Source organism: Roseibium sp., assembly GCF_050301095.1.
GTDB lineage: Bacteria > Pseudomonadota > Alphaproteobacteria > Rhizobiales > Stappiaceae > Roseibium.
The window spans coordinates 1-24995 of record NZ_JBNKYW010000106.1 but is presented as its reverse complement, the minus strand read 5'-3'; the positions used below and the strand labels follow the sequence as shown (position 1 = coordinate 24995).

Genomic DNA, 24995 nt, shown 5'->3' with positions numbered 1-24995 from the left:
TGGCGCAAATCTGAGGACGAGACGGCGGTCGGCCGCACGAATGGCAGGAGACTGAAATGGATTTGACGTTTTTGCTCGACCGGGTTCCGGAAGCCTGGCTCCTGACGTTCGGGGGGCTGACGGTCGGCGTGCTGTTCGGTGCCTTTGCGCAGCAAAGCCGGTTTTGCCTGCGCGCTGCTGCGCTGGAGTTTTCGCGCGGGGCGCGGGCAGACCGCCTGCCTGTGTGGCTGTTGACCTTCTCCTCCGCCCTCATAGGAACGCAGCTCCTTGTCCACTTCGGGGAAGTCCAGGCCAACGAGGCCCGTCAGCTGGCTTCGCCGCAAAGTCTGTCGGGGGCGCTTATCGGCGGGGTGATGTTCGGCTCAGGCATGGTTCTGGCACGCGGATGCGCCAGCCGGTTGCTGGTCCTGTCCGCGACCGGCAACCTCAGGGCCCTGCTTTCCGGCCTGGTTTTCGCCGTCGTTGCCCAGGCCAGCCTGCGCGGTCTTCTGAAACCGCTGAGGGAATGGCTCGCGGGACTTTGGACCACGGTCGATCTCGGCGGCAATGACCTGACCGCCCATCTGGGCCTGACACCCGGCATTGTGTTCGCCTTTGGTGTGTTCTGGCTTCTGTCCGGTCTGGTCTTTGCCTGGCGGGGCCGCAAGTCGTTCTGGCAGCTGGCGACGGCCTGCGCGGCGGGGCTGGCAATCCCGCTCGCCTGGTGGTTCACCTCCGCGATGGCCCGGCAGGCCTTCGAGCCGGTGCAAGTGGAGGGGGTGACCTTTACTGGCCCGTCTGCGGACACCCTGATGCTGGTTCTTTCGCCTCCCGGAACTTTTCTCGATTTTGACATCGGACTGGTGCCCGGCGTTTTTCTCGGCTCGTTTCTGGCCGCCTTCCTTACACGCGAACTGGCCTTGCAGGGCTTTGAGGGCGGCCGCTCCATGGCCCGTTACCTGGTCGGGGCAACGCTCATGGGGTTCGGCGGAATGCTGGCGGGCGGCTGTGCAGTCGGGGCGGGCATAACAGGGGCCTCGATCTTTGCCCTGACCGCCTGGATCGCCTTGACCGGAATCTGGTTGTCCGCCGCCCTGACGGACCGGTTGCTTGAAAGCTTCGGCGCGCCGCAGGACGCAGCCGCCATACAGAATCCATGAGGTTCGAAAATGTCCGTTATCCGGCGGCCGGAAGGGAAAGGAAAAATCCGGTGCCTCTTGAACGTTCGGATCGGCAAGTGAGGGTGAGTCCGTTTTCCCTGGCAAGATCGAAGCAGACGGCAAGGCCGAGGCCGTGCCCTTCGGATGTTTCGCCCTTGACGTAGGCCTCTGAAAACGACCGGATCTCGTTTTCGTCCATGCCCTTGCCGGTGTCGAGAACACAGAGATCGATCCGCTCGCCCCGATTGCGCACGCCGATCAGGACCTTGCCGCGTTCGGTATAATTTACCGCGTTCGCCACAAGATTGCTGAGAATGCGCAGGACGACGACCGGCGCGACGTCGATCTTCCGGCTGGAGCTGATCCGGCGCAGTTCGAGCCCCTTGGAGACGGCTTCCTCGCCGAACATGCGCTGGACCGTGTCGAGCACCAGCGAGACATCATAGATTTCCGGTCTTCCGGAGGCAGCCGGATCCGGCGTGTCGCTTCCGCCGTCCTCCGTTTCGCCGGCAGGCTTCTCCAGATAACTGGCGGAGAGCGCCTCCATGTAGTCGAAGGCTTCCGTCAGACGCTGCCGGACGTCCGGGGTCAGCTCACCCGCCAGGTTTTCGAAGCTGAGCCGCAGGGACGCAATCGGCTGCTTGAGGTCGTGGGAAGCGGTGGCGAGCTGGCGCTGGCGCAGACGGGCCAGTTCCTGCGCGCGTGTATAATTGCGTTCGGCGACCAACAGGTCGCGGCTGCTTTTTGCCTCCGCTTCCAGGGCCGCCATCTGGGCACGCACGGCGTCGGCATGTTTGCGGCGCAGGTTGATGATATGTGCAGTCAGGCTCGTCATGGTCGCGATCAGGAGCACGGAGAACAAGCCCTTGACGGCGGTTGCGACCGGCAGGACCTCCGCGCGGATGCCCAGAACCACGGCAGCAATCAGCAAGAGAATGAAGACCGCGCCGAGCGCGGAGATCAGCAGACCCGCCAGATGAATTGCGCCCTCGTGTGCCCGCCAGCTTCTGCTGGCCAGGAAAACCGCGGCGAACATCAGCGCTACCAGTCCGTATCCGAAAAGCGCTGCATAGGTTCCGGGAGAATAGAGCGAGACCAGAAAACCGGCGGCGGACAGGAGCGCGAGAGATGTCAGGGCGCGCGAGAGCGGCGAGCCCCGGGCGGAGCCTGCCAGCGAACGGCCGGCAATGACGAACCCCGTTCCTGACAGCGCAAACAGCAGGAAGAAACCGACCGGAGACTGGAATTCAGGCCTGTCGGGGAAGAAGAACCGGAACCAGAGACCATCGATATAGGCGATGAAGGCGAGGCCGACACTGAACTGGACGGCAAAGAGAAGCCCGATCCAGTTCTTCATGGCCAGGTGAAAACCGAAAAAGAAGATCAGGCAGGAAATGGTGAAGGCGTAGAAGGCCGTGTGGGTGATGCCGGAGGCAAAAGCGGAGGCTTCCAGCTCGGCCGGCGTTTCGAGCGCCATCTTGAAGGACTGGAACGGTCCGAACTTGAAATTCACCAGAACCGTGACCTTCTCCTGCGGGGCTACCGTGAAGACCGGTGTCCTCAGCCGTGTGACCGAATGATCCTGCGGCTCGAAGGGCTCGAATATCGAGTAGTTGATCAGGTTTTCCGTAAAGCCGCTTTGCCGGATGACATAGGCATCGAGCTCGCTCACCAGCGGAAGGTCGACGGTAAGTACAAGGGGATCGGGCGCGCGGCCGTCATCCAGCGTTGCGTTGAAGATCTCTACCGCCGCCCAGGCCTCCGGTGCATAGTTCCAGTCCAGCATCGAGGCTTTCAGGGAGCGGGAGAAACCGCCCGCCAGGTAGCGTTTCAGGACATCGCCGAGGGAGGCGGAAGGATCGCTGAGATAGACCAGATGGGGCTTCAGGTCGGAGACGCCCCGGCCCGGCTGCAGGTTCACGGTCTCCGCCCGGACAAGGCCGGTGAGTGCAAGACAGAAGAGGAGGGGGAGCCACAGGTGCGGAATTCTGGTCATTTCCTCAAAGGCATGTCAGATTTGCCGGGACTGCATCTGCCGGATGGTGAGCCGTGAACGAACAAAGATACAATGCAATTATTGCAGACGATCACGCAATTGTCCGGTCGGGTCTGAAGGACGCTCTTCAAAAACCCGGGCTGATAGAGCCGGAAGGCATCAAGGTGGTGGCCGAGGCGGCGGACGGGCTCAGTGCCATCGCCGAGACCCGCAAGCACCGGCCGGACCTCCTGCTGCTCGATGTCTCCATGCCGCTTGCGGGCGGTGTCGAGGTTCTGGTGGAGGCGAGGCGCTGGTCGAAGGAGACGCGGGTTGTCGTGCTGACGGGCATCTCCGCGGTCGGGCTTATTTCCGATCTGCTGGAGGCCGGGGTCGATGGTCTCTTCTCCAAGGCCTCGGACAATGCCGAGTTTTACGAAAAACTGCCGGGCATCCTGCGTGGCCAGAGGCATATTTCGGGTTATTTCCTGAAGATCCTCGAAGAAACACCGAGACCTCCTGTTTTGACGGACAGGGAACGGCAGACACTCAACATGATCCTGGCAGGCCGCTCCAACAAGGAAATCGCCGAGGGCCTCGGGATCAGCGTCAAGACAGTCGACAAGCACCGCACCAGCCTGATGCAGAAGCTCAATGTGCATTCGGTGCCTCAGCTGATGGCCCGGGCACTCAAGGAAGGCATGATCGATCCCTCAAGGGAGTTGTGATCGCGGTTTCCAAATGGGGGATCGGCCCCATGCCCGGACTTGCGGAAACATGCGTCAATGGCAGCAAGCTTCACACCTGGGAGAACTGCCATGCGAACCTTTTTGGAATTCAGCCGGAACTGCCTGACCGGCTTCACGCTTGGGACGATTGCCGCAGTCGGCCTGAGCAGTGCCCATGAGACCTCTGCCGGCGACGGTTTTCGAAACATACGGGTTGCACCCGGGCTTGCGGGTTCCACCGATTTTATCGAGGTCCTGCTGCCCTTCCTCCGCAACCATCCGGAAACGGATGAAGGAAACGCGGAACTCGACCTGAAGATACGAAAGGATGGAAACGGCTACCGCGTCGATCTCAGGAAAACCGGCTATCTCGACGATAGCGTCCGTGGCGAGGTGTACCGGGGAACCGTCATCCGTACCAGCGAAGGGACGTGGCAATTGCTAGCCATGGAGGTGAAGCCGCTTTGTTCGCGTGGCGAGAACGTCGGCGGCGTCTGCACGGTGCGCAAGCCGCCGCCGGCCATGTTCCTGACGCCGGAAGCCGCGCCGAAGGTTGAATGATACGTTCCGGTCCAGCCCTCCACAGGCGGTGGTCCGTCCCCCGGGACCGGTTTGCGGGCAATGATGCAGCCGGTATCTTGATCCGGCCGATTGAGCAGCCGTATGGTTCGGCCAGGCGCTCGCACAAGGCCGGTGATCCGGCCGAACACGGAGACAGTTGAACAGCCGATGCCCAGCCCTCAAGCGAAATACCGTCTCGGAGCGCTTTGCCTTCTTATGGGAGGTCTGCTTCCGGCTTGGGGTGTGTCCTCTACCTTGGCGGCCGACAAACCGGCGCCGACATTTCTGGAAAGCGGCAGCAACGACCTCATCCGCTTCCAGAGAGGCGAGGTGCCGGCGGCAAACGCCGGAGCGGAAGAAACCGAAGCAGTGGCCGCACCGCCAGCCGCCGACAAGCTGCTGGAAGACCGGGCGGAAGCGGACACCGCCGAAGATAAGAAACAGGAGAAACGGCGCAGTCCGCTTAATTCCCTTGGACGGCTCCTTTTCAAGCCGGCGCCGCAGGATGATGCGTCAGAGCCGATGGAAAGCTTCGCCTCGGAACCAGCACCGGCCCCGGCACCGGTCCCACAGGCTGAAACATCGGGGCTCTCGACCAAGGCTCCCGCCAACGAGGGGTTTTCCGATCTTGAGGTCGCGCCCGCGGCGAGGGTCGCCGTGCCGCGGCCCCCGCAAGCGCTTTCGGTACCGAAGGTTTCCTCCCCGGCGTCCCTCGACAAGGACATAGATGCCCGTCTGGTGACGGTGTGCCTGACAAATCCTCAGGAAGCGAGCGGCGCCAAGGCCTTCGACATCCGCCGTGTGGGACCGCCGCGCTATGTGGCCGATGTCGGAGCCACCGCCTGCGCCCGCTTCGAGCCGACCAGGCACACGCTTTATCTCTGGAAGACCGACGGCAGGGGAGATCTTTCCCTCATCCTCTCAAGCCGGCTCGACCTCAACGATGCCGACGGCACGCAGGTGTCCGTCGACTGGCTCAGGGATCGGTAGGAGTTCCGGATTTTCGGCAGTCGGACACAAAAAACTCCGGGGTCCACCAAACTTCCCCTCATCCCGAGGAGGGGTCCGTATTACTTGATGCTGAACAGCCCTGTTAAACAGACCAAAACACCGGCAGATCAGAGACCTGCCGGTGCCTCTCAGGGCTCTGTCTGGTCAGCGCTGGGCGACCTGGGCGAGGCGGAGGAGCGTGAGGAATTCGGCGCGATAGCCGAGGCTGTCGGCGCCCATGTTGCCGCGGGCAAGATTTTCGGCTGCCGCGAAATCCCAGTCACCAAGATAGTCGCTGCCTTTCAGCAATTGGCCGAAGGACGCGACGGCGGCGGCAAAGCGGGTTTCAGTGATCGGAATGCCGCGCGTATCCGCGTTGACCGGCGTTTCGATCAGCTTGCTTTTTGTCTCCCCCGGGGTCTTGTAGCGCAGCTTCACGAAGGCCAGCTCGCCGGAATACTGACCCCGGACCGGGTTGACCTCCTCGAACCGCTTGTCGTAGCGCAGGTCCGAGAATTTCTCCGCCGGTGACCCGACAGGCGTGATCTCGTAAAGCGCGGTGACATTGTGGCCCGCACCGATGTCGCCGGCATCCACCTTGTCGTTCTTGAAGTCCTCGTTTCTAAGCGCGCGGGTCTCGTAACCGATCAGGCGGTATTCGGAGACAGTGTTCGGATTGAATTCCACCTGGATCTTCACGTCCTGGGCGATCATCGAGATCGAGCTGACCACCTGGTCCACCAGCACCTTGCGGGCTTCCGACAGGGTGTCGATGTAGGCGGCGACGCCCTGGCCGTTCTGCGCGAGGGCCTGCATGAGTTCGTCGTTGTAGTTGCCCCGGCCGAATCCAAGGACGGAGAGCGCGGTGCCTTTCTTGCGCTGTTCCTCAACATAGCGCTTGAGGCTGTCGGTGTCGGCCAGGCCCACATTGAAATCCCCGTCGGTCGCCAAAATGATGCGGGTCTGTTCGCCGTCGCCGGTCATCTTGTCCGCCAGCGCGTAGGCTCCCTTGAGGCCTGCGTGACCTGCCGTCGAGCCGCCCGAGGTGAGGTTGTTGATCTTGTCGAGGATCAGCGCCTTGTCGGCGACTTTCGTCGGCTCCAGCAGCGTTCCGGAACTGCCGGCGTAGGTGACGATGGCAACTTCGTCCTCGTCTCGCAGCGAGGAGAGCAGCAGACGGAAGGACTGCTGAAGTAGCGGCAGCTTGTTCGCATCCGCCATGGAGCCGGAAGTATCGATCAGGAACACCAGGTTCTGCGGCGGCAATTCGGCGAGCGGTACCTTGTAGCCCTGGATGCCGACCTGCATCAGTTTCGTATGCTTGTTCCAGGGGGTTTCGACAACGGAGACATGCGTTGCAAACGGCGTCTCCTTCGTCTCCGGAACCGCATAGTCATAGTCGAAGTAGTTGATCATCTCCTCGACGCGGACTGCATCCGGCTTGGGCAGCCGCCCGCCGGTGAGCGTGCTGCGCACATAGGAATAGGACGCCGTGTCGACATCGATCGAGAAAGTTGAGACCGGTTCCGCGCTCGTGCGTTTCAGCGGATTGGCTTCAAAGGACGCGAATTTTTCCCGGTCCGGCTCCTGAAGCACCGGTGCCGACAGTTCTTCCGCCTTCTGCAGGCGTACCACGCCCTGGGGAGCGGCGCCGGAGTGCAATGACATAAGGCCTCCGGTGGCCTGATCGTTCAGGCTCTTCTGTTCGCCTGCCGCAACCCTTTGCTTTGCCGGAGCCGGTGCCGGGACCTCGGCAATGAAGGTTTCCGATTCAATCAACGCGTCGGTTTCGACCGGGGCCGAAACCGTTTTGTCATTCGAGACCCGGCGTTCGGGGGGGGAGGCAACGGTCTTGCCGTCATCTGGAGCGGGCACCCGGCCGCTTGTCGTGGCGCCGTCGAACGTGCGGGCAAGCTGCTGCCAGTCGACCGTTTGGGAGGCCACTGCGACAAAGGCGATCGTCACGATCGAGGCGGAGCTGATCAGGACGGCTTTGGGGAGATGTTTGCTGAGCATGGGACAAGTCCTTCTGTTCGCCCGAAGCCATTGCTTCGGGGCGTTTGTCAGCGGAAGTTTTGGAAATTGTCTTTCTGGTGAAGGCGAATGCCGCCCCGGCGAGCGGTGCGGCATTTCGGGCTATGATCCGGATTAGCGGAAGACGATACGGTAGCTTGCACCGCGCCGGCACAGGGAGGTGTTGCTGTCCGCGTACCAGTACTTGGAATGATCCCAGCGGCCGTTGGACTTCAGTTTGCGGAACTGGACGCGGACATAGGTATTGGCATTGTTGACGCCTTCCAGATTGCGCTTCACGCTGTAGCTGCCGCCATTGGGAATGACGCGGTTGCTGATGTTTTCCGAACGCCAGCGGTTGGAGCCGAGGTCACGGTAATCCAGATCGAACAACTGGATCGGCTGGCCGGTGTTGTTCTTCACCGTGATGTTGACCTTCTTGCAGATGTCGAAGCCTGCGGAGGCCGGGGCGACGGCGGCGAGCGAGGCGACCCCTGCAACAGCAAGGATGGCGGCGGCGGTTGCGGATTTGGAAATAAGTCTCACGGTTCTGGTCCTTTCAGTTTCTGCTTTCGAGCGGGGCATCGATTTCTCGATGTAAAGAAAGGTGGCAGACCGGACGCGTGGACTGTATGGGGTCGATACCCCATTCGCACCCGGCGGTGTGAAAAGGACCGGACGCAAGAAAGGCCGCGCTGGCGGCGCGGCCCTTTCTTGATGCCGGGTTTGAGCCCGGACGTCGGTTGCCGGCGAACTACCGGCTCGGGTACGGGTTGCCGTCGTCACCATTCCAGTCGCCCTTGGGAGCAAGTGACAGCAACGGGCGCCGGGCTTTGGCGCGCAAGGCTTTCCGGTTGTCTATTTGCTGCTGGTCGAGCGAAACCGGATCTTCTCCGGTCCAGGTGCCCGAGGCTTCAAGAAGCAGCAGCTTGTGGTTGGCCGCGGCACGCAGGGCCTTGGCATTGAACTCGGCCATCTGGGCCGGGGTCAGGGTGTTGTTGCCGTTAAGGTCGCCGGAACCCGGCGGCAGGTGAGTGGCGTTTTCCGCGCTTGCGGCGCCTGAAAAAGCGCCGGATAGCATCGCGGCGGTCATCAGGGCGGAAAGCAATTTCCCGGTCTTGTTCATGATGTTCTCCTTCAGTCTGGGCGCGCGCTTGTCAGCCGTCACCGGTTGATGCGCGGCACGTGGTCTACAAGGGGAAATACGCCGTTTGGAGAGTTTGGTTCCATCGCGGCGAGTAAAAAAAAGTGCACGAAAAAATGAAGGGCAGTCCCGGGTGAATTTATCCTTCGGAAAATTTATCCGAGGGAAAGTTTTCGTGTTTCATTGTGTTTGTTCATTCATGAATTCTCAAATTCTCAGGAGGGTTTTTCCGAAGAACTCGCAAACCGGAACAGCAATTCTTACCTGCGGGTCAGGGTGTTGGAAAGGAACGCGCCATGACCTGCCGAGCCGATGACTTCCTGACCGGATTGCAAGCGGAAATTCCGAGTTTGAAGCGATATGCAAGGGGCCTTGCGGGAACGCGGGAGGCCGGAGACGACCTTGTGCAAACCGCGCTGGAAAGGGCGCTGCGCCACCGGGACGGGTTCCGGACCGGTGCCGGGATGCGTCATTGGTTGAGGGCCATTGTCCGCAACGCGTTTCTGGATGAGTACCGCAAGCGCCTCCGGCAAGGGTGGCATGTGCCTGTCCAGGACCACTACCGGGAAACCCATCTGGCCGCGCCACAGGAGTTTCATGCCGAATTGGAGGACGTCACAAGGCGGATCGAAAGTTTGCGGCCGGTGGAACGTACGGTCCTGCACTTGCGGGCTTACGAAGGACTGAGCCATGACCAGATCGCCCATCGCACGGGGGTTGCCGTCGGCACCGTCAAGAGCCGCCTTTACCGGGCGCGGCGGGCTCTCGAAGAATGCGGGTGATCCAGGATGTTTCCTTCACGGCCTGCCGTTCGCGTCAAAGCTCATGATTTTATGCATCAACCGGCAGGCGACGTGTGCTTTCCCTTGGAATCACTTCAAAGCCCAGGTCGACCATTTCCTCTTCCGGCTCGTTGCCCGACAGGGCTCCCAGCATCATCTGCATGGCCTGCCGGCCCATTTCCAGACGGTAGGTCCTGACACTGGTGATGGACGGATTGGCAGCGGCCATCATTTCAAGATCGTTGAAACCGCAAAGCCCGATGTCCTGCGGGATGTTCAGGCCCCGCCGCTGGCATTCGAACATGGCGCCCAGCGCCAGGTCGTCGTTGTTGCACAGGATGGAGTCCGTATCGGGTGCCTTGGAAAGAAGATCCGCGACCAGTTCGCCGCCGAGCGTGACCGTGGAGGGGCGAGGGGTGGTGACGATGCGCGCGGGGTCGAAGACGCCGGCCTCCCGGGCTGCGTCCTGAAAGCCCTGCAGGCGGCGCTGGCTTCGGGGGTCGAGCCGGGCCGCGATATAGCCCGGCCGCCGGTAACCGGCTTCCAGCAGATGTCTCGTGGCGGCCCTTGAAGCGTCCGAATGCGAGAACCCTATCATCAGATCATAAGGATCGGGACCGCACTCCATGATCTGCACGATCCTGCAATTGGCGGCTTTCAGAAGGTTCGCGGTCGTTTCCGACTGGTCGAGACCGGAGATGATCAGGCCCGATGGCTTCTGGCTCAGGAACGTGCGCACCAAACGCTCCTCTTCTATCGGGGAATAGCGCGAGTTACCGAGCTGAACCTGCCATTTGGAACCTTCCGCCTGCTCGTAAATTCCGCGCATGACATCCGAAAAGACGTTGTTGGTCACCGAGGGCACGATCACGCCAATGACGTTGGTACGGCCTGCCGCCAGGGCGCTCGCGGCCGGATCGGGCACGTATCCAAGCCTGTCGACCACATCCCGAATCTTGGCCAGCGTCTTGGCCGATACCTTGTCGGGGTCGCGCAATGCCCGTGAAACAGTCATAGCGCTAACACCGGCAATGCGGGCAACATCTGCAATTGTCGGTCTCAATTTATGTAGCCTTTACAAGATGTTTAGCCGAAACCTGTCACTTCTGCCGATGGTAACTCATAGAAAACTGTTTGACAAATGTTAGCGCTACCATATACCTTTGCAGCAACAAGAGCGAAACCGGGAAATGGCATGAAGGTGCGAAAGGCTGAAATCGGCACAAACGCGGCGGTGGTCGTGATGGGAGTTTGCGGTGTCGGCAAAAGCCTGCTCGCCGGAAGGTTGTCGCAGGCGCTCGGTGTGGGAATGGTCGAGGCGGACGATTTCCATAACGAAGAGAGCAAGCGGAAGATGCTTGCAGGCGTTGCCTTGACCGAAGCTGACAGAATGCCCTGGCTGGATGCGGTTGCAGCCGCTGCCCTTCGCCGGATCTCAACGACAGGTATCGCCGTTGTTGCCTGCTCGGCGCTGCGCCGGGTGTACCGGGAAAGGTTGAACAAGGCCTTGCCGGGTTGCGTCTTCATTCACCTGACCGGGCCGGAGGCCCTGATCGAGGACAGGCTGAACAACCGGAAGGGGCACTTCGTCGGAAAAGCGTTGCTAGGGAGCCAGCTTGAGACGCTGGAGCCCCTGGAGGAAACGGAGCCCGGCTTCACGCTTGATATTTCTTTGCCCATCGACACTCTCGTTGCTGAGGCGATGGACCATTTGCGGCAGTTTGGTCTGTCCGCGGAAACCGCCGTTGGAAAAAGAAACGGCACAACCACCTGAATGGGAGGAACTCATGTTGAAAATGTTGACCAAAACCGCTCTGGCGGCCGTTGCGGCCGGTGCGCTGATGGCTTCCGCGAGCGCAGCGGACTATTCCTTGCGCTTCCAGTCGTCGGACCCGGCAGGTAATCCCAACTTCGAGCTGCAGCAGGGCTGGGCGGAAAGCGTCAAGGAAAAGACCGGTGGACGGGTCGAGATCGAATTGCTGCCGGTCGAATCCATTGTGGCGCACAATGAAACGCAGGACGCGATTGCCGGTGGCATTCTGGACGGTCACATCACCGACACGTCGTATTTCTCGGGCAAGGATCCGGCCTTCGGCCTGATCGCCAACCCGGTCGGGGCGTGGTCTTCCCCGGACCAGATGTTCGAGTTCATGGCCAATGGCGGCGGCAAGGAACTGATGAACGAACTGGTGGAGCCTTACGGGCTGCATTTCATCGGTGCCACTACGCCGGGCCTGGAGGCTTTCGTCTCCAAGGTGGAGCTTAACGGCGTCGACGACCTGAAAGGTTTGAAAATGCGGGCGCCGGAAGGTCTCGTGCAGCAGGTGTTCGCAGCCGCCGGTGCGGCTCCGGTCAACCTGCCGGGGTCCGAGGTCTTCACCGCTCTCGACAAGGGCGTGATCGACGCGGCCGACTACACGGTCTTCTCGACAAACCAGGCCCAGGGCATGCACGACGTTGCGAAGTTCCCTGTCTATCCGGGCTTCCACTCCATGCCGCTCGTTGAGATCTCCATGAACAAGGCGAAGTGGGACGAACTGCCGGCGGACCTGCAGACGACCCTGGAAGAGAGCGTCGCGGAATTTGCCAAGGCCCAGGTGGCTGCGCTCGCTGCACGCGATCTGAAGGCGGTCGAGGAAGCCAAGGCCGGTGGCAAGATCACCGTGACCGACTGGTCGGCGGAAGAGCGCGCCAAGTTCCGCACCATTGCAACCGGTGAGTGGAAGAAGGTCGCCGAGCGCTCGCCCAATGCGCAGAAGGTCTACGACGTCCTGACCACCTATCTCAAAGAAAACGGCCTGATGCAGTAAGCAAATACAACAGAACCAATCAAAACGGGCGCGCTGGCGCCCGTTTTCGAAAGGGGGGAGCTATGTCGGACGAAGACGAATTCGCCAGGGAAGAAGAAGAGATCGCGGGCGCCATTCCCGAGGCCGGATGGCTGGGCCACTGGATCGACCGCTTCGGCCTTGTGTTTGCCATCGGCATTGTCCTGTCGATGCTGATCCTGATCAACGAAGTGGTCCTGCGCTACGTATTCAATGCTCCCACGATCTGGGCGCATGAAACGACGATTTTCCTGTGCGGCATGGCCTTCGTCTACGGCGGTCTCTACTGCACGGCCAGAAACCGGCATATCCGCGTCGTTCTCATCTACGATTCCCTGCCCAAGCAGCTGCTGCGGGTCTTCAACATCCTGATTTCGATCATATGCGCGCTGGCAAGCATCATCTTTGCCTGGGCCTCATGGCTGATGGTTCAGCGGGCGGCCTTTCGGCCCGACGGCAGCTTCCGGCTGGAGCGGTCCGGCAGCGCCTGGGATCCGGTCTATCCGGGCCTGATCAAGATTTTCCTCTTCTGTGTATTGGCCATGATGGCGGTCCAGTTCCTGGTGCTTGCCGTAAACTATGCCCGGGGGCGCAAGTGACAGATATTTTCGGTTCCTTTCAGGGCCTCGGCATCGAGGGCGGCACCCTGCTCATGTTCGCGATGCTGCTCGGCCTGCTGGTCTCCGGCATTCCGCTTGCCTTCGTGACCCTGCTCGTCGCACTGGTCTTCGCCCTCGGCTGGTTCGGGCCGATGGTCGTGCCGCTGATCACCAGCCGCGTCTATTCCTTCGTGTCCTCTTTCGTGTTCGTGTCGGTGCCGATGTTCGTACTGATGGCGGCCATCCTCGACCGGTCGGGCATTGCACGCGACCTGTTCGACGCCATGCGGCTGCTGGGCGGCAGGCTCAAGGGTGGCATCGCCATTCAGACCATCGTCGTCGCGGTCATCCTGGCCGCCATGAGTGGCATCATCGGCGGTGAGGTTGTCCTGCTCGGCCTCGTGGCGCTGCCACAGATGCTCCGCCTCGGCTACGACAAGCATCTGGCCATCGGCGTGGTCTGTGCGGGCGGGGCGCTGGGCACCATGGTGCCGCCGTCCATCGTTCTTATCATCTACGGCCTTACGGCCAATGTCTCTGTCGGCGATCTCTTCACCGCGGCCTTCGTGCCGGGGCTGATGCTGGCGGGCTTTTATGTCGCCTACGTGCTGATCCGTGCCCACCTCAACCCGGCGCTCGCGCCGGTGCCGGAAGAAGACAGCGTGCCGGTTGGCGAAAAGCTCCGCCTGCTCAAGGGACTGATCCTGCCGCTGACGGTCGTTGCCGGTGTCCTGGGGTCCATCTACGGCGGAGTTGCCAGCGTCACCGAGGCCTCCGCGGTCGGGGTTGCCGGGGTGATCCTGTCGACGATTGTCCGCGGGGAATTCACCCTCGGACTGCTGAAGGGCGCGGCCCTGCAAACCCTTCAGACTGTCGGCATGATCGTCTGGATCGGTATTGGTGCAAGTGCCCTCGTCGGTGTCTTCAACCTCATGGGCGGCATCAAGTTCGTCTCGGTGCTGATTTCGGGAATCTCCGATAATCCGACAATTATCCTGCTCTTCATGATGCTGATCCTGTTTGTGCTCGGTATGTTCCTCGACTGGGTCGGGATCGCGCTTCTGACGATGCCGATCTTCGTGCCGATCATCAAAAGCCTCGGCTACGATCCGGTCTGGTTCGGGGTGCTGTTCTGCATGAACATGCAGGTGTCGTTCCTGTCACCGCCCTTCGGGCCAGCAGCCTTCTATCTGAAAAGCGTGGCGCCGCCGGACATTTCACTGGCAACGATCTTCCGCTCGCTGCTGCCCTTCATCGCCATGCAGATCCTGGCCGTGGGCATCCTGATCGCAGCGCCCTGGATCACCGGCCGATAGGCCTGACAATTGGGCCGCATGCAGGTTGCATGCGGCCTCCAAACGCCGGCAGACCGATCCCGCCGCCCTAACCCCTTGAGGCGCCAAGCCGGGGAGACGAGCCGAGATCTGCCGTCGCAACAAAGAACCGAAGACCCAAGGCATCCTGATCCCGGCGTCATCCCACACCAGCCCGGGACAAGGATAGGATCGGAGGACTTTCGGCAACCACTGAGGTCACAGGTGAAAACCCGTGGCCTCAATTTTGTCTGTTGCGGTTGGTGTTAGTCCACCTTTTCGCAGGACTGCTCGTTCCCGTCGCCATTGTCGAAGACAGCCTCGTTGCCCTTGCTCCAGAAGGAGCGTCCGAAGCTGGCCTCGTATCTGGATCCGGAACCTGAGGGCGCCAGCGAACCCGTATCGATCGTGTCGCCGTATTCGATGCGGATGCTCGGCAGTTCCGTGTCGAAAAAGAAGGTGTAGACCTCGTTGGCCGGATTGCCGCCACATTGCCAGCGGGCCATGCCGACCGGTTTTTCCAGCATGTTCTGGGCGACGAGTTCTCCCTCCCGGCGCTGGTACGCCAGTTCGACACAGGTCTTCGGGGTGTCTGCCTTCCAGCAGTCGTTTCGCCCCTTGAGCCAGCCGCGCTGGTAAGCTCGCAGGGATTTTTCCGCCTCCTCCGCGCCGGCATCGAGTTTTCTGATGGAGGCGACAGCTTCCTCGAAACGGGCATTGATCAGCCGGTCGAGCGCGGCGAGGTCGGCATCCTCGCAGATAAGGGTCTCAATCTGGCTTTCCGCCTTGCTGCAATCAAAGGCGGGTCCGTCGACGGCTTGGCTGTCCGACTGGGCAAAAAGCGAGGACTGAGGCAGCAGGATGGCCGCGATAGCAGCCGTCAGGGCAAGAAGAATTCTGGTCATGCGAAACTCCCGGTCCGATTACATCCTCAAGGACGTCAGTGCGGGTTTGCAGGTGAAGCCTGGGTCTGGCCCGCTGGTTTCGGGGCAGGTGGCAATCAGAATCTAATGAGCATGGTGACGTTAAGTCAATTTCTTCGTGCTGCCACCGGACAGGTCAACCAGGGCTTGCAGCATGAGGTTTGCGCCCTGTTCGATATCCTGCCAGTCGCTGTGTTCCTCCGGCGCGTGGCTGATGCCGTTCCGGCTCGGTACGAAGATCAGTCCCGACGGACAGAAGGCCTGCATGGTCTGGGCATCGTGGCCTGCCCCGGACGGCATGCGCCTTGCGGGAAGCCCGTGTTCCCGCGCCAGGTTTTCCAGGCGGTCAGCCAGATCCGCGTCCAGCCGGACCGGCGGCAGCCAGCTCCGTTCGGTGCATTCAATACCGAGCCCGTGCGCCTTCGCCGCGCGCTCGGCTTGCCGCAGGAAAGTCTCCCGCAAGGTTAGCATCACATCTTCGGATGTGTCGCGGATGATAACCGAGAAAACCGCCTTGCCGGGGATCGTATGCGGGTGATTGGGGGTGAGCGTGACATGGCCGATGGTAATCCGGCTCTGGCCGGTTCCAAGATCTGCGATCAGGTCGGGCACCGCGTGAGCGAGATCCGCGAGGCCCGCAAAGGCGTCTGCGCGCAGGTTCATCGGTGTCGTGCCGGAATGATTGGCGACGCCAGAAAAGGACAGCTCGAGATAACACACCCCGGATATCCGGTCGGCAATACCGATGGGCAGCCGCTCCTGTTCCAGTACCGGCCCCTGTTCGATATGAAGTTCCAGAAAGGCGGCGACAGAGCCCGGTTCGCGCGCGGCGTCCAATATGGCGGCAGGATCGAGACCCTGCTCCTGCATGGCCTGCATCAAGTATGTGCCGTCGGCGTCCTTGGCGCCGGCAATCCACTCCGGCGTGACCATGCCGGTCATGGCCTGCGCCCCGAGCATGCCGCCGAAGCGGCCCTCTTCCTCCGATGTCGCAACGACCTCGATGGCAATGCCGGGGGTGATGCCGGCCTCCTTCATGGCCAGCACGCATTCCAGCGCGACGCAGGCGCCCAGCGCACCATCATAGGCGCCGCCGTCGACAACCGTGTCGAGATGCGATCCTGCCAAAATGCAGGGGCCGTCCCCGGGGCCGAAGCGGCCGAAAATGTTGAGCGCCCCGTCAGTGCGAACGGCCAGGTCGTCTTGCTGCATTCGGGCCGCGAACCATGCGCGGCAATCCATGTCGGCTTTGGAAAAACCGGGGCGGCTGTAGCCGCCGGTATCCGGATTGCAGCCAAAACCGTTGACCCCTTCCAGAAGCGTTTTGAGGCGCTCCAGGTTTATTCTGGCGACAGGCTGCGGCATCCGAATTTCTCCCCTTATTTCAGCGCTTAAGCGTGTTTTTGACCTTGGAGTCGCAACCCTCAGGTGAAATTAAATATGAAATAATTGTTGAAGAAATGCAATTAATCATGATTAATTATCGCCAGCAACAATGAGGGGAATGGTCATGAAAAAGATTCTCGCCGCGGCGCTCGCCTCGGCTTTCCTCGCCTTCGCGCCACAGGCGCAAGCGCAGACGCCGCCCAATGTGCTGGTGGTGGGGCAGATCGCGGAACCCAAGTCGCTTGACCCGCAAGCGGTCACCGCGGTCAATGATTTCCGTATTCTGGTGAACCTTTATGACGGCCTGGTCCGCTACAAGGACGGGACGCTGGAGGTCGAACCTTCCCTTGCCGAAAGCTGGACCATCTCGGATGACGGCAAGACCTACACCTTCAAGCTGCAGGACGGCGTGAAGTTTCACGACGGCTCGCCGTTCAACGCCGAAGCGGTGAAGTTCAACTTCGACCGCATGCTGGATGAAGAGCATCCCTATCACGACACCGGCCCGTTCCCGCTGTCGTTCTTCTTCTCCACGGTCGAGAAGGTGATCGCCGACGACGACCACACCGTCACCTTCAAGCTCAAGTCGCCTTATGCGCCGTTCCTGTCAAACCTTGCTTATCCGACCGGCCTGATCGTATCGCCGGAGGCCGTCAAGAAACACGGCAAGGACTTCGGCCGCAATCCGTCCGGCACGGGCGCTTACAGGTTCGAGGCATGGGACGCCAACTCCAAGGTCGTCGCGGTCAGGAACGTGGACTACTGGGACGGCGCGCCGGAGCTTGAGGCGGTGATCTACCGTCCGATCACCGACGCCAACACCCGGATAGCCGAAATGCTCTCCGGCGGCCTGGACGTGATGGTCGAGGTGCCGCCCGACAGCCTGCAGCAGTTCAGGGACGATTCGACCTTCAAGGTCCTGGAACAGGCCGGCCCCCATGTCTGGTTCCTGATTCTGAACGCCAAGGAAGCTCCGTTCGACAACAAGGCCGCCCGTCAGGCTGCCAACTACGCCATCAACAAGAAGGCGCTGGTTGAAAACATCCTGCAGGGGACAGCGGAAGTCGCCGCCGGGCCGACGCCTCCGGCCTTCGCCTGGGCGTACAACGACAGCCTGCAGCCCTATCCGTATGACCCGGAAAAGGCCAGGGAACTGTTGAAGGAAGCCGGTTACAACGGTGAGGAAGTCACCTTCTACGTCACCGAAGGCGGATCCGGTATGCTTGATCCGGTTGCCATGGGCACGGCCATTCAGGCCGATCTTCAGGCGGTCGGCATGAACGTCAAGATCGAGACCTACGAGTGGAACACCTTCCTGGGCAAGGTAAACCCGGGTCTGGAAGGCAAGGCGGGCATGGCGGAAATGGCCTGGATGACCAACGATCCGGACACGCTCCCGTTCCTGGCGCTCAGGACCGAGGCGATGCCCGACAAGGGCGGCTTCAATTCCGGCTACTATTCCAACCCGAAGGTGGACGAGCTTTTGGAAAAGGCCCGTGAAGTGACCGACCAGGCCGAACGCGCCAAGCTCTACAAGGAGATGCAGGAGATCGTCCAGGAGGACGCGCCCTGGGTGTTCGTGGCCAACTGGAAGCAGAACGCCGTCACCAAGGCGTCGGTTGAGAACTTCAAGCTGCAACCGTCCTTCTTCCTGATGCTTCAGGACGTCAAGAAGCCCTTGTAAGGTTCAAACATCTCCCGGCGGGTCGCCAGATCTGCCGGGATTTTCGTATCCGTCGTGGTGGAGCGCGTGCTTACGGCAACAGCTTTTTCACCACCACAGACCTCCTCAGGATGAAGTCGTCAGGGGATTCGGCACTCTGGCCCTCACGTCGGTTCTGTGATCGGCGGGAGGAGAAGTTAGACAACGAGGGAGAGACCATTGGCTGCCTATATCGCCAGGCGTCTGCTGGCTGCCATTCCGGTTCTGTTCGGGCTGACCATCATCGTCTTCCTGATCATGGCCATGATCCCCGGCGATCCGGCAACCGCCATACTCGGGTCCTATGCGACGCCCGAAAACGTTGCCAAGCTCAACAAGGATCTCGGTCTCGACAAGACCCTGCTTGAACAATACGCCATCTGGATCGGCAATCTGTTCCAGGGCGACCTCGGCAGGTCCTATACGCTCAACCGCCCCGTGCTGGACGAGGTGCTGGAGCGTTTTTCGGCGACGCTCATCCTGGCCGGAACGTCCCTTGTCCTCTGCTCGGTCTTCGGCCTGCTCGCCGGCATCGTCTCCGCTGTCCGCCAATACGGCTGGGCGGACAAGGTCATCACCTTTCTGGTCCTGATCGGCATTTCCACGCCGTCGTTCTGGCTCGGCCTGCTGCTGATCCTGATCTTCGCCGTCAACCTGCGCCTCTTTCCGGCCTCGGGCATGTACGCCATCTACGGCGGCGGCGATCTGCCGGATCTTCTTTCTCACCTGACTCTGCCGGCGCTAACGCTGTCGGTGGTCGCGACCGGGGTCATTGCCCGGCTGACGCGCACCGCCATGCTGGAAGTGTTGCGCCAGGACTATATCCGCACCGCCCGGGCGAAGGGGCTGTCCGAGCGCAAGGTCATCTACAAGCACGCCTTCAAGTCCGCGCTTGTCGGCGTCGTGCCGGTGATCGGCATCCAGGCCGGTTTCGTCATCGGCGGGGCGGTCTATATCGAGACCGTTTTCCAGTGGCCCGGCATCGGGTCGATGCTGGTGACCGCCATTTCCACCCGCGACCTCCTGCTGGTGCAGGGCGGGGTGCTTGTGGTGGCCACCGCCTATGTTTTCTTCAATCTGCTCGCCGACGTGGCGCAGACCCTTCTGGATCCGAGGTTGCGCTGATGACGGACACCGCTCTCAACACGGCCCCGAAGGCCAGGCAGAAGCCCGCGCGCCCCGGAACACTGGCCCTGCTTCTCAACAATTCGCTGGCAACCGGCGGGCTGATCGTTCTGGTGCTGATCTGTGTCCTGGCTCTGGCAGCCCCCTTGCTGCCGCTCGCCGACCCTGATGTCACCGCACCGGCTGACCGATTGCAGCCGGTCTTCTCGGCAGGCCACCTGCTTGGCACCGATCATCTCGGGCGGGACATTCTCTCCCGCCTCATCTGGGGCACGCGGGTTTCGCTCGCCGTCGGCATTTCCGCCACGCTGATCGCGGCTTTCTTCGGGTCCCTTCTGGGACTCGTTGCCGGATATGCGGCGGGCCGCGTCGACACCGTGATCATGCGCGGCATCGATATGGTGATGGCGTTCCCCTACATCCTGCTGGCGCTTGCCATCGTCGCCGTGCTCGGGCCGGGGCTGCTCAACGCGCTCTACGCCATCGCGCTCGTCAATATTCCGTTCTTTGCCCGAAACATAAGGGGCATCACGCTGGGCCTGTCGCGGCGCGAATTCGTCGATGCCGCACGGCTTTCCGGCAAGTCTCCGGCGCAGATCCTGTTCCTGGAAATCCTGCCGAATGTGCTCCCGGTCATCGTGATCACCATGTCGACGACGGTCGGCTGGATGATCCTGGAAACGGCGGGTCTCTCCTTCCTCGGGCTCGGGGCGCAGCCGCCGCAGGCCGATCTCGGCTCCATGCTGGGGGAGGGGCGCAAGATCCTCTTCACCGCGCCTCATGTCTCGATCATCCCGGGTCTGATGATTTTCGCGCTGGTGATGAGCATCAATCTCCTTGGAGACGGGGTGCGTGACGTGCTCGACCCGCGTTTGCGCGCCGGGTCGCTGACCCGCCCGGTCGCCCGCACGGCGGTCGAGCGGGGCAAGGCCGCTGTCCCGGCACCATCCGAACAGGGCGGTGTTCTGGACGTCAGGCAGATGCGCACGGAATTCCGGATAGGCGGGTCTGTCTACAAGGCCGTCGGTGGTGTCGACCTCAACCTCCAGCAGGGCGAATGCCTTGGTATCGTCGGGGAATCCGGCTCGGGCAAATCCGTCACGGCCATGTCGATCATGGGGCTGGTGCCGACGCCGCCGGGCCGGATCGCGGGCGGGGCCGCCTATCTGGAAGGCGAGGACCTGTTTGCCGCCAGCGACAGGCGTATCCGGGATCTGCGCGGCGGCTCGGTTGCCTATGTCTTTCAGGATCCGCTCTCCACGCTGCACCCGCTCTTTACAGTCGGCGATCAGCTCAAAGAGGCGATCAGCACTCACCAGCCGCTTTCTTCCGCGCAGGTGACCGAAAAGGCCATCGAGCTGCTGTCACTGGTGCGCATTCCCAACCCGAAGGAGCGGCTTTCGGCCTATCCGCACGAACTGTCCGGCGGCATGCGCCAGAGGGTCTGCATCGCCATGGCGCTTGCCAATGATGCCAAGGTGCTGATTGCAGACGAGCCGACCACCGCACTGGACGTGACCGTGCAGTCGCAGATCCTGACGCTGATGAACGGCCTGCGGCGGGAGAGGAATGCGGCGATCCTGTTCATCACCCACGACTTCGGCGTCGTCTCGGCGCTCTGCGACCGGGTTGCTGTGATGTATGCCGGCCGTATCGTCGAAACGGGCAGGACCGACGACGTGCTGGAAAATCCGCAGCATCCCTATACGGCGAAACTGATCGAATGCGTACCGGTGCTGGGCGAGCCGGAACGGCGGCTGGACGCGATCGAGGGGCGCCCGCCTGTGGTCGACAACCTGCCCGAAGGCTGTGCCTTCGCCGACCGCTGTCCGCATGCTCAACCAGCTTGCAGGTCAGGCGATCTGAACCTCGTCATGTCGTCGGTTGAGCGGGGCGTGCGCTGTCTTTATCCGCTGAACACCGGAGGTTCCGCATGAACGAGATGAGCCTGTCCCCTCAAGGCGGCGATGAGCTTCTGAGCATCTCCGGGGTCGAGCGGATTTTCGGCGGCGAGCGCAGGCTCTTTGGCGGTCGCAATCCTGCGGTCCATGCCGTTCAGGGACTGACACTGAATGTGCGAAAAGGGGAAACGCTTGGTGTCGTCGGAGAATCCGGCTGTGGCAAGTCCACCCTGGCCCGTCTGGTCGTCGGGCTCGATCTGCCGACGTCGGGGCGGATCACATTCGACGGCGAGGATCTGGCCGAATTGGCCAGGAAAGACCGCAATGCACTTGCCAGCAAGGTTCAGTACGTCTTCCAGGATCCGGTCGCTTCCCTCAACCCGCGCAAGACGATCCGGACCATCCTGGAAGCACCCCTGAAACACCTGACCAGCCTTGATGCCAAAGGCCGTGAGAAGCGTCTGGTGGAACTGCTGCAGGCGGTCAATCTGGCACCGGAGTTTCTGGAGCGGTATCCACACGAATTTTCCGGCGGTCAGGCCCAGCGGATCGGCATTGCCCGAGCTCTGGCGGCCGGTCCCGAGCTGATCGTGCTCGATGAGCCGGTGTCCGCGCTGGATGTCTCGGTTCAGGCGCAGGTGTTGAACCTACTGGATGCCCTGAAGGAACAGTTCGGCCTCACCTACATCTTCATCAGCCACGATCTCTCGGTGGTGGAAAGCGTGAGCGACCGGGTGGCCGTCATGTATTTCGGCCGCATGGCCGAACTCGGACCGGCGAAGGAGATCTTCCGGCGGCCGCTTCACCCCTACACCGAGCTCCTGATGCGCTCCGCCCCGGCGCCGGGAAGGCATGAACTGATGTCGGAGGACGCGTCGGCGGAACTGCCGGATCCGTATAACCCGCCCGCCGGCTGCGCCTTTGCCGCAAGGTGTTCCCGAAGGAGTGACAAATGCCTGAAGGTCCGGCCTGCGCCGGACGAGGCAGAGGGCATGGGGGCGGCACATTTCGCGGCTTGCCATCATCCGTTGACGCAGGCATAGGAGTTTGCGGCCTAATGCCTTAAGCACGAAGAAGGCTTTACAGATTAACCGGCTATGAGAATTCCAGAAGGGTCTGTCGACCCCAAATCCCGCAAGCGCCTGAGGCGGACCGATCTGGTCGCGCAGCAGATCCGCGAACAGATCGTCGAGGCAGGTCTTCAGCCGGGAGACCGGGTGCCGAACGAATGGCTGCTGCCCGAGGCGGTCAAGGTGTCCCGCGGCACGCTCCGCGAGGCCCTGAAGGTTCTGGAATATCAGGGACTGATATCAACCCGCAGCGGACCGGGGGGCGGGGTATTCGTTGCCTCGGTGGAGCCGGGCGAGGCGATCCGGCTTCTGGACAATCTCTTCCTCTTCAATCAGCCGACCATTGCCGACATCTATGCGCTGCGCAAACAGCTGGAACCCGAACTGGCGGCTTCCGTCGCGGGAAATCTGACGGAACCCGCTTTTCAGGCGCTGCAGACCTGCATCCGCCTGTACGAGGATGAACCCAAAACGGCGGAAGAGGAATACGCACAGCGCCTCGCCGAGCTGGATTTTCATGAGGAACTGGCCCGGCACTGCGGCAATCCGATCCTGGCGTTTACCTGCACCTTCCTGCTCAGCCTTCTGCGCGACATGACCGTGTGCCGGTCGATCTACAAGGAACCCAACCCGGCCTTGCGCGAAACGGGGCTTCACTACCAGGTGCGTCTTCTCAGGGCGATCAAGGCGGGAGACGCCGAGGTCTGCCGGCAGGTCATGCGCGATCATATGACTGAGGCGGAAAAATACATGCTTGAGCGTGCCGATATCCGCACGCGCGGCGGGCAAGGGGAACGGCCGCCTCTCCGGGAAGCGGAGACGTAAGCCTGCTACTGCCGGCTTTCGGCAGGATACGGAAACACCGTGCAATTGTTGCTCTGCAGGCGTTTACGAAAATCGCCGCGAGCGACGTCGTCGAGCAGATGACAAGCCGGTTGCGTTTCGGACCACTGGCCTCGTAGCAGCTTGATCCTTGCATTCTAGGGGATCAGCCTGGCGAAGTGCTCGTGGCGGAAAACGCACTGCGGACAGGACATTTTGTTCATTCACGAAGTCACGCGCTGATTGCGTCCATAGACCAGCAGCATACCGATGATTACGCTGCCGTATATGATTTGGCGGCCGGCTTCTGGCATCTGCATGATCGACAGAACCGAGTTGAGAAGAACGATCAGAATGACGCCGATGAGCGTTCCAATATATCTGCCCTTGCCGCCGAGAATATGTGTGCCGCCAAGGACAACGGCGGCAATAGCCGGCAACAGGAATGCGTTTCCCATGCCCTGGTAGGCCTTGGCGGAATATCCCGCCAGAAGCACGCCTGCGATGGAAGCACAGACACCGGATATGACAAAGGCTCCGATGATGACGACCTTGGTGCGGATACCGGAAAGGTAGGCTGCGCCCTCGCGCGAGCCGGTTGCATAGAGAGAGCGGCCGAAGCCGGTGTGCGTCAGGATCACTGCGATTACAAGGGAAACGGTGCCCCAGACGAAGATGGCGGCGGGAATGCCGAGTATCCTTTCCTTTGCAAGGAAAAGCATAGCGGGCGTTGCAGTGTCTTGGGGGGCGAAACCTCCCGTCTGGGCAACCATCAGGCCGCGCAGAACCGTGTCGACTCCAAGTGTGAAAATCATTGAGGGAATTCTGAGGTAAGCAACTCCAAAACCGTTGAGAAGTCCCACGGCGACACCGACCGCAAGAGCTGTCGGCAATGCCAAATCGCCGCCGACCGCCGTTGCGGTCATCGCGGCAGCGGTCAGTGTCCAGGGAATGGATAGGTCGATGTGCCCGAGGAGGATAACCATCATCATGCCGGCAGCACAGATACCAAGAAACGAACCTGTCTGCAGTTGCTGCAGCAGATAGTTCACGGAAAGGAGCGGCACCGTTCCGGTGGTTGACAGCGTATAGGCTGTACCTGCGATCAGGATCGCCACCACGAACAGGGAAGCGATGACGATTGGCCGGTTTTCGTTGGAAATTGAAATCTGCATTGCCTGGCTACCTGAAAAGATCGAGGGTGTTCTTAACCCGCAAGGTTCGAAACGCACCAAAGGAGACTGCGGTCAGGAGGACGACACCTTCAATGAGAGGCTGCAGCAACGGGTCGATGTCGAGGATGCGAAAATAAAAAGAGATCACCCGCAGGATCATGGCCCCTACAAGACTGCCGATGGCGCTTCCCGCCCCACCGAGCAGAGACGTTCCACCAAGAACCACGGCAGCGATGGAATTGAGCGTATAAGCACCAGCCTGTTGCACATCCGCGTTGCCCGAGGACGTCTGGATGGCGAGATAGAGACCACCGCAAGCCGCCAGAAAGCCGCCGAGCGTAAAAGCTGCGATCTTGGCACGGTGGATCGGCAGACCGGACATATAGGCCGCCCCTTCTGCCGAACCGATGGCATAGACGGTGCGTCCCGTAACTGAGCGCCGGAAGGGCACCCAGACGACAACCGCAACGAAAACGACAAGAAGGAACGGCACGGGTATGTCTGCAAAGGGGCGTATCCACCACGCGTCGCCGCCGTCCGCAAAGCCATAAGTGTCGGCAAGGTCCCAGACCGAGTTGGTAAACGCCCAGCTCAGGTCGTCGTCGACATTCCCGCCGGGCTTCGGTCTGATCAGGAGCGCCAGGCCTATGGCGATTGCACCGGTGGCCAGTGTCGCGATGATCGGCTGGATACGGCCATAGACCACGATCAAGCCGTTCATCAGGCCAAAGCTGGTGCCCGCCGCCAAGGTCAGCAGCACCCCCAGCGCCATTTGCGCGGGGCTGCCGGAGACAAGGTGCGAGGCGATGCAGGACGACA

23 protein-coding genes are annotated in these 24995 nt (G+C 61.4%); 14 read left to right on the top strand and 9 right to left on the bottom strand.

The genetic code is table 11. The annotated features are described in order from the left end of the window. The first annotated feature begins 56 nt into the window (after window positions 1–56). Window positions 57–1139, top strand: coding sequence for a YeeE/YedE family protein (locus ACQY7U_RS09315; protein WP_428643760.1), 1083 nt, complete (start codon window positions 57–59; stop codon window positions 1137–1139). Between the two features lie 16 nt (window positions 1140–1155). Here ACQY7U_RS09315 and ACQY7U_RS09310 read toward each other — a convergent pair whose 3' ends face one another. After that, entirely contained in the window at window positions 1156–3135 is a 1980-nt protein-coding gene (locus ACQY7U_RS09310; protein WP_428643758.1) for an ATP-binding protein, read from the bottom strand. Window positions 3136–3188: 53 nt separating this feature from the next. On the opposite strand from ACQY7U_RS09310, the gene ACQY7U_RS09305 reads away from it, so the two are divergent. The 3 genes from ACQY7U_RS09305 (at window position 3189) to ACQY7U_RS09295 (ending at window position 5393) form a co-directional block, all read left to right on the top strand. Continuing rightward, on the top strand, window positions 3189–3842 hold the full coding sequence (locus tag ACQY7U_RS09305) for a response regulator (RefSeq protein ID WP_428643756.1): 654 nt from the start codon (window positions 3189–3191) through the stop codon (window positions 3840–3842). A gap of 90 nt (window positions 3843–3932) precedes the next feature. Further along, window positions 3933–4403, top strand: a complete 471-nt coding sequence (locus ACQY7U_RS09300) for a hypothetical protein (RefSeq protein ID WP_428643754.1) — start codon at window positions 3933–3935, stop codon at window positions 4401–4403. Window positions 4404–4646: 243 nt separating this feature from the next. Further along, complete coding sequence (locus ACQY7U_RS09295) at window positions 4647–5393, top strand: hypothetical protein (protein ID WP_428643753.1); 747 nt, start codon at window positions 4647–4649, stop codon at window positions 5391–5393. A gap of 165 nt (window positions 5394–5558) precedes the next feature. Here the strand turns inward: ACQY7U_RS09295 and ACQY7U_RS09290 are convergent, their stop codons facing one another. The 3 genes from ACQY7U_RS09290 to ACQY7U_RS09280 form a co-directional block, all read right to left on the bottom strand. Then, a complete protein-coding gene (locus ACQY7U_RS09290) occupies window positions 5559–7409 on the bottom strand; it encodes a vWA domain-containing protein (protein ID WP_428643752.1) in 1851 nt (616 codons plus the stop codon). 132 nt (window positions 7410–7541) lie between these two features. Next, entirely contained in the window at window positions 7542–7952 is a 411-nt protein-coding gene (locus ACQY7U_RS09285) for a hypothetical protein (protein ID WP_428643749.1), read from the bottom strand. Window positions 7953–8160: 208 nt separating this feature from the next. Beyond that, the gene (locus ACQY7U_RS09280) at window positions 8161–8532 is read right to left on the bottom strand and encodes a hypothetical protein (RefSeq protein ID WP_428643748.1); all 372 of its coding nucleotides are present in this window, start codon (window positions 8530–8532) and stop codon (window positions 8161–8163) included. A gap of 314 nt (window positions 8533–8846) precedes the next feature. On the opposite strand from ACQY7U_RS09280, the gene ACQY7U_RS09275 reads away from it, so the two are divergent. Continuing rightward, window positions 8847–9332: an RNA polymerase sigma factor gene (locus ACQY7U_RS09275; protein ID WP_428643746.1), complete on the top strand. Its 486-nt coding sequence runs from the start codon at window positions 8847–8849 to the stop codon at window positions 9330–9332. A gap of 49 nt (window positions 9333–9381) precedes the next feature. Here ACQY7U_RS09275 and ACQY7U_RS09270 read toward each other — a convergent pair whose 3' ends face one another. Continuing rightward, the gene (locus ACQY7U_RS09270; RefSeq protein ID WP_428643745.1) at window positions 9382–10395 is read right to left on the bottom strand and encodes a LacI family DNA-binding transcriptional regulator; all 1014 of its coding nucleotides are present in this window, start codon (window positions 10393–10395) and stop codon (window positions 9382–9384) included. Between the two features lie 132 nt (window positions 10396–10527). Here ACQY7U_RS09270 and ACQY7U_RS09265 point away from each other — a divergent pair, with 132 nt between their 5' ends. From ACQY7U_RS09265 to ACQY7U_RS09250, 4 genes are all read left to right on the top strand, one after another. Then, window positions 10528–11106, top strand: a complete 579-nt coding sequence (locus tag ACQY7U_RS09265; protein WP_428643744.1) for a gluconokinase — start codon at window positions 10528–10530, stop codon at window positions 11104–11106. A 13-nt stretch (window positions 11107–11119) separates the two neighbouring features. After that, window positions 11120–12142, top strand: a complete 1023-nt coding sequence (locus tag ACQY7U_RS09260) for a TRAP transporter substrate-binding protein (protein WP_428643742.1) — start codon at window positions 11120–11122, stop codon at window positions 12140–12142. A 62-nt stretch (window positions 12143–12204) separates the two neighbouring features. Next, the gene (locus tag ACQY7U_RS09255) at window positions 12205–12759 is read left to right on the top strand and encodes a TRAP transporter small permease subunit (RefSeq protein ID WP_428643740.1); all 555 of its coding nucleotides are present in this window, start codon (window positions 12205–12207) and stop codon (window positions 12757–12759) included. Window positions 12760–12812: 53 nt separating this feature from the next. Then, window positions 12813–14075: a TRAP transporter large permease gene (locus ACQY7U_RS09250; RefSeq protein WP_428643778.1), complete on the top strand. Its 1263-nt coding sequence runs from the start codon at window positions 12813–12815 to the stop codon at window positions 14073–14075. A 263-nt stretch (window positions 14076–14338) separates the two neighbouring features. Here ACQY7U_RS09250 and ACQY7U_RS09245 read toward each other — a convergent pair whose 3' ends face one another. Further along, window positions 14339–14977 (bottom strand): MliC family protein, encoded by a 639-nt coding sequence (locus ACQY7U_RS09245; RefSeq protein ID WP_428643738.1) that lies wholly within the window; start codon window positions 14975–14977, stop codon window positions 14339–14341. A 120-nt stretch (window positions 14978–15097) separates the two neighbouring features. Further along, entirely contained in the window at window positions 15098–16360 is a 1263-nt protein-coding gene (locus tag ACQY7U_RS09240) for a Zn-dependent hydrolase (RefSeq protein ID WP_428643736.1), read from the bottom strand. A 145-nt stretch (window positions 16361–16505) separates the two neighbouring features. Between ACQY7U_RS09240 and ACQY7U_RS09235 the strand changes: the two genes are divergently transcribed. From ACQY7U_RS09235 to ACQY7U_RS09215, 5 genes are all read left to right on the top strand, one after another. Next, the gene (locus ACQY7U_RS09235) at window positions 16506–18065 is read left to right on the top strand and encodes an ABC transporter substrate-binding protein (protein ID WP_428643733.1); all 1560 of its coding nucleotides are present in this window, start codon (window positions 16506–16508) and stop codon (window positions 18063–18065) included. Between the two features lie 198 nt (window positions 18066–18263). Then, window positions 18264–19208: an ABC transporter permease gene (locus ACQY7U_RS09230; protein ID WP_428643731.1), complete on the top strand. Its 945-nt coding sequence runs from the start codon at window positions 18264–18266 to the stop codon at window positions 19206–19208. Then, window positions 19208–21145: a dipeptide/oligopeptide/nickel ABC transporter permease/ATP-binding protein gene (locus tag ACQY7U_RS09225; protein WP_428643728.1), complete on the top strand. Its 1938-nt coding sequence runs from the start codon at window positions 19208–19210 to the stop codon at window positions 21143–21145. The genes ACQY7U_RS09230 and ACQY7U_RS09225 overlap by 1 nt, the downstream gene beginning before the upstream one ends. Continuing rightward, complete coding sequence (locus ACQY7U_RS09220; protein WP_428643725.1) at window positions 21142–22152, top strand: ABC transporter ATP-binding protein; 1011 nt, start codon at window positions 21142–21144, stop codon at window positions 22150–22152. The genes ACQY7U_RS09225 and ACQY7U_RS09220 overlap by 4 nt, the downstream gene beginning before the upstream one ends. Window positions 22153–22206: 54 nt before the next feature. Continuing rightward, window positions 22207–23004 (top strand): FadR/GntR family transcriptional regulator, encoded by a 798-nt coding sequence (locus ACQY7U_RS09215; RefSeq protein WP_428643722.1) that lies wholly within the window; start codon window positions 22207–22209, stop codon window positions 23002–23004. 221 nt (window positions 23005–23225) lie between these two features. Here the strand turns inward: ACQY7U_RS09215 and ACQY7U_RS09210 are convergent, their stop codons facing one another. Then, window positions 23226–24176, bottom strand: coding sequence for an ABC transporter permease (locus tag ACQY7U_RS09210; RefSeq protein ID WP_428643721.1), 951 nt, complete (start codon window positions 24174–24176; stop codon window positions 23226–23228). Window positions 24177–24183: 7 nt separating this feature from the next. Beyond that, window positions 24184–24995, bottom strand: an 812-nt coding sequence (locus tag ACQY7U_RS09205) for an ABC transporter permease (protein ID WP_428643719.1), incomplete at its 5' end; no start/stop codon positions are given.

What these genes read in the sequence shown, in the direction of transcription:
- ACQY7U_RS09315 (WP_428643760.1), top strand. Translation starts at nt 57, where the DNA reads ATGGATTTGACGTTTTTGCTCGACCGGGTTCCGGAAGCCTGGCTCCTG.
- ACQY7U_RS09310 (WP_428643758.1), bottom strand. Translation starts at nt 3,135, where the DNA reads ATGACCAGAATTCCGCACCTGTGGCTCCCCCTCCTCTTCTGTCTTGCA.
- ACQY7U_RS09300 (WP_428643754.1), top strand. Translation starts at nt 3,933, where the DNA reads ATGCGAACCTTTTTGGAATTCAGCCGGAACTGCCTGACCGGCTTCACG.
- ACQY7U_RS09290 (WP_428643752.1), bottom strand. Translation starts at nt 7,409, where the DNA reads ATGCTCAGCAAACATCTCCCCAAAGCCGTCCTGATCAGCTCCGCCTCG.
- ACQY7U_RS09280 (WP_428643748.1), bottom strand. Translation starts at nt 8,532, where the DNA reads ATGAACAAGACCGGGAAATTGCTTTCCGCCCTGATGACCGCCGCGATG.
- ACQY7U_RS09275 (WP_428643746.1), top strand. Translation starts at nt 8,847, where the DNA reads ATGACCTGCCGAGCCGATGACTTCCTGACCGGATTGCAAGCGGAAATT.
- ACQY7U_RS09265 (WP_428643744.1), top strand. Translation starts at nt 10,528, where the DNA reads ATGAAGGTGCGAAAGGCTGAAATCGGCACAAACGCGGCGGTGGTCGTG.
- ACQY7U_RS09260 (WP_428643742.1), top strand. Translation starts at nt 11,120, where the DNA reads ATGTTGAAAATGTTGACCAAAACCGCTCTGGCGGCCGTTGCGGCCGGT.
- ACQY7U_RS09255 (WP_428643740.1), top strand. Translation starts at nt 12,205, where the DNA reads ATGTCGGACGAAGACGAATTCGCCAGGGAAGAAGAAGAGATCGCGGGC.
- ACQY7U_RS09250 (WP_428643778.1), top strand. Translation starts at nt 12,813, where the DNA reads ATGTTCGCGATGCTGCTCGGCCTGCTGGTCTCCGGCATTCCGCTTGCC.
- ACQY7U_RS09245 (WP_428643738.1), bottom strand. Translation starts at nt 14,977, where the DNA reads ATGACCAGAATTCTTCTTGCCCTGACGGCTGCTATCGCGGCCATCCTG.
- ACQY7U_RS09240 (WP_428643736.1), bottom strand. Translation starts at nt 16,360, where the DNA reads ATGCCGCAGCCTGTCGCCAGAATAAACCTGGAGCGCCTCAAAACGCTT.
- ACQY7U_RS09235 (WP_428643733.1), top strand. Translation starts at nt 16,506, where the DNA reads ATGAAAAAGATTCTCGCCGCGGCGCTCGCCTCGGCTTTCCTCGCCTTC.
- ACQY7U_RS09225 (WP_428643728.1), top strand. Translation starts at nt 19,208, where the DNA reads ATGACGGACACCGCTCTCAACACGGCCCCGAAGGCCAGGCAGAAGCCC.
- ACQY7U_RS09220 (WP_428643725.1), top strand. Translation starts at nt 21,142, where the DNA reads ATGAACGAGATGAGCCTGTCCCCTCAAGGCGGCGATGAGCTTCTGAGC.
- ACQY7U_RS09215 (WP_428643722.1), top strand. Translation starts at nt 22,207, where the DNA reads ATGAGAATTCCAGAAGGGTCTGTCGACCCCAAATCCCGCAAGCGCCTG.
- ACQY7U_RS09210 (WP_428643721.1), bottom strand. Translation starts at nt 24,176, where the DNA reads ATGCAGATTTCAATTTCCAACGAAAACCGGCCAATCGTCATCGCTTCC.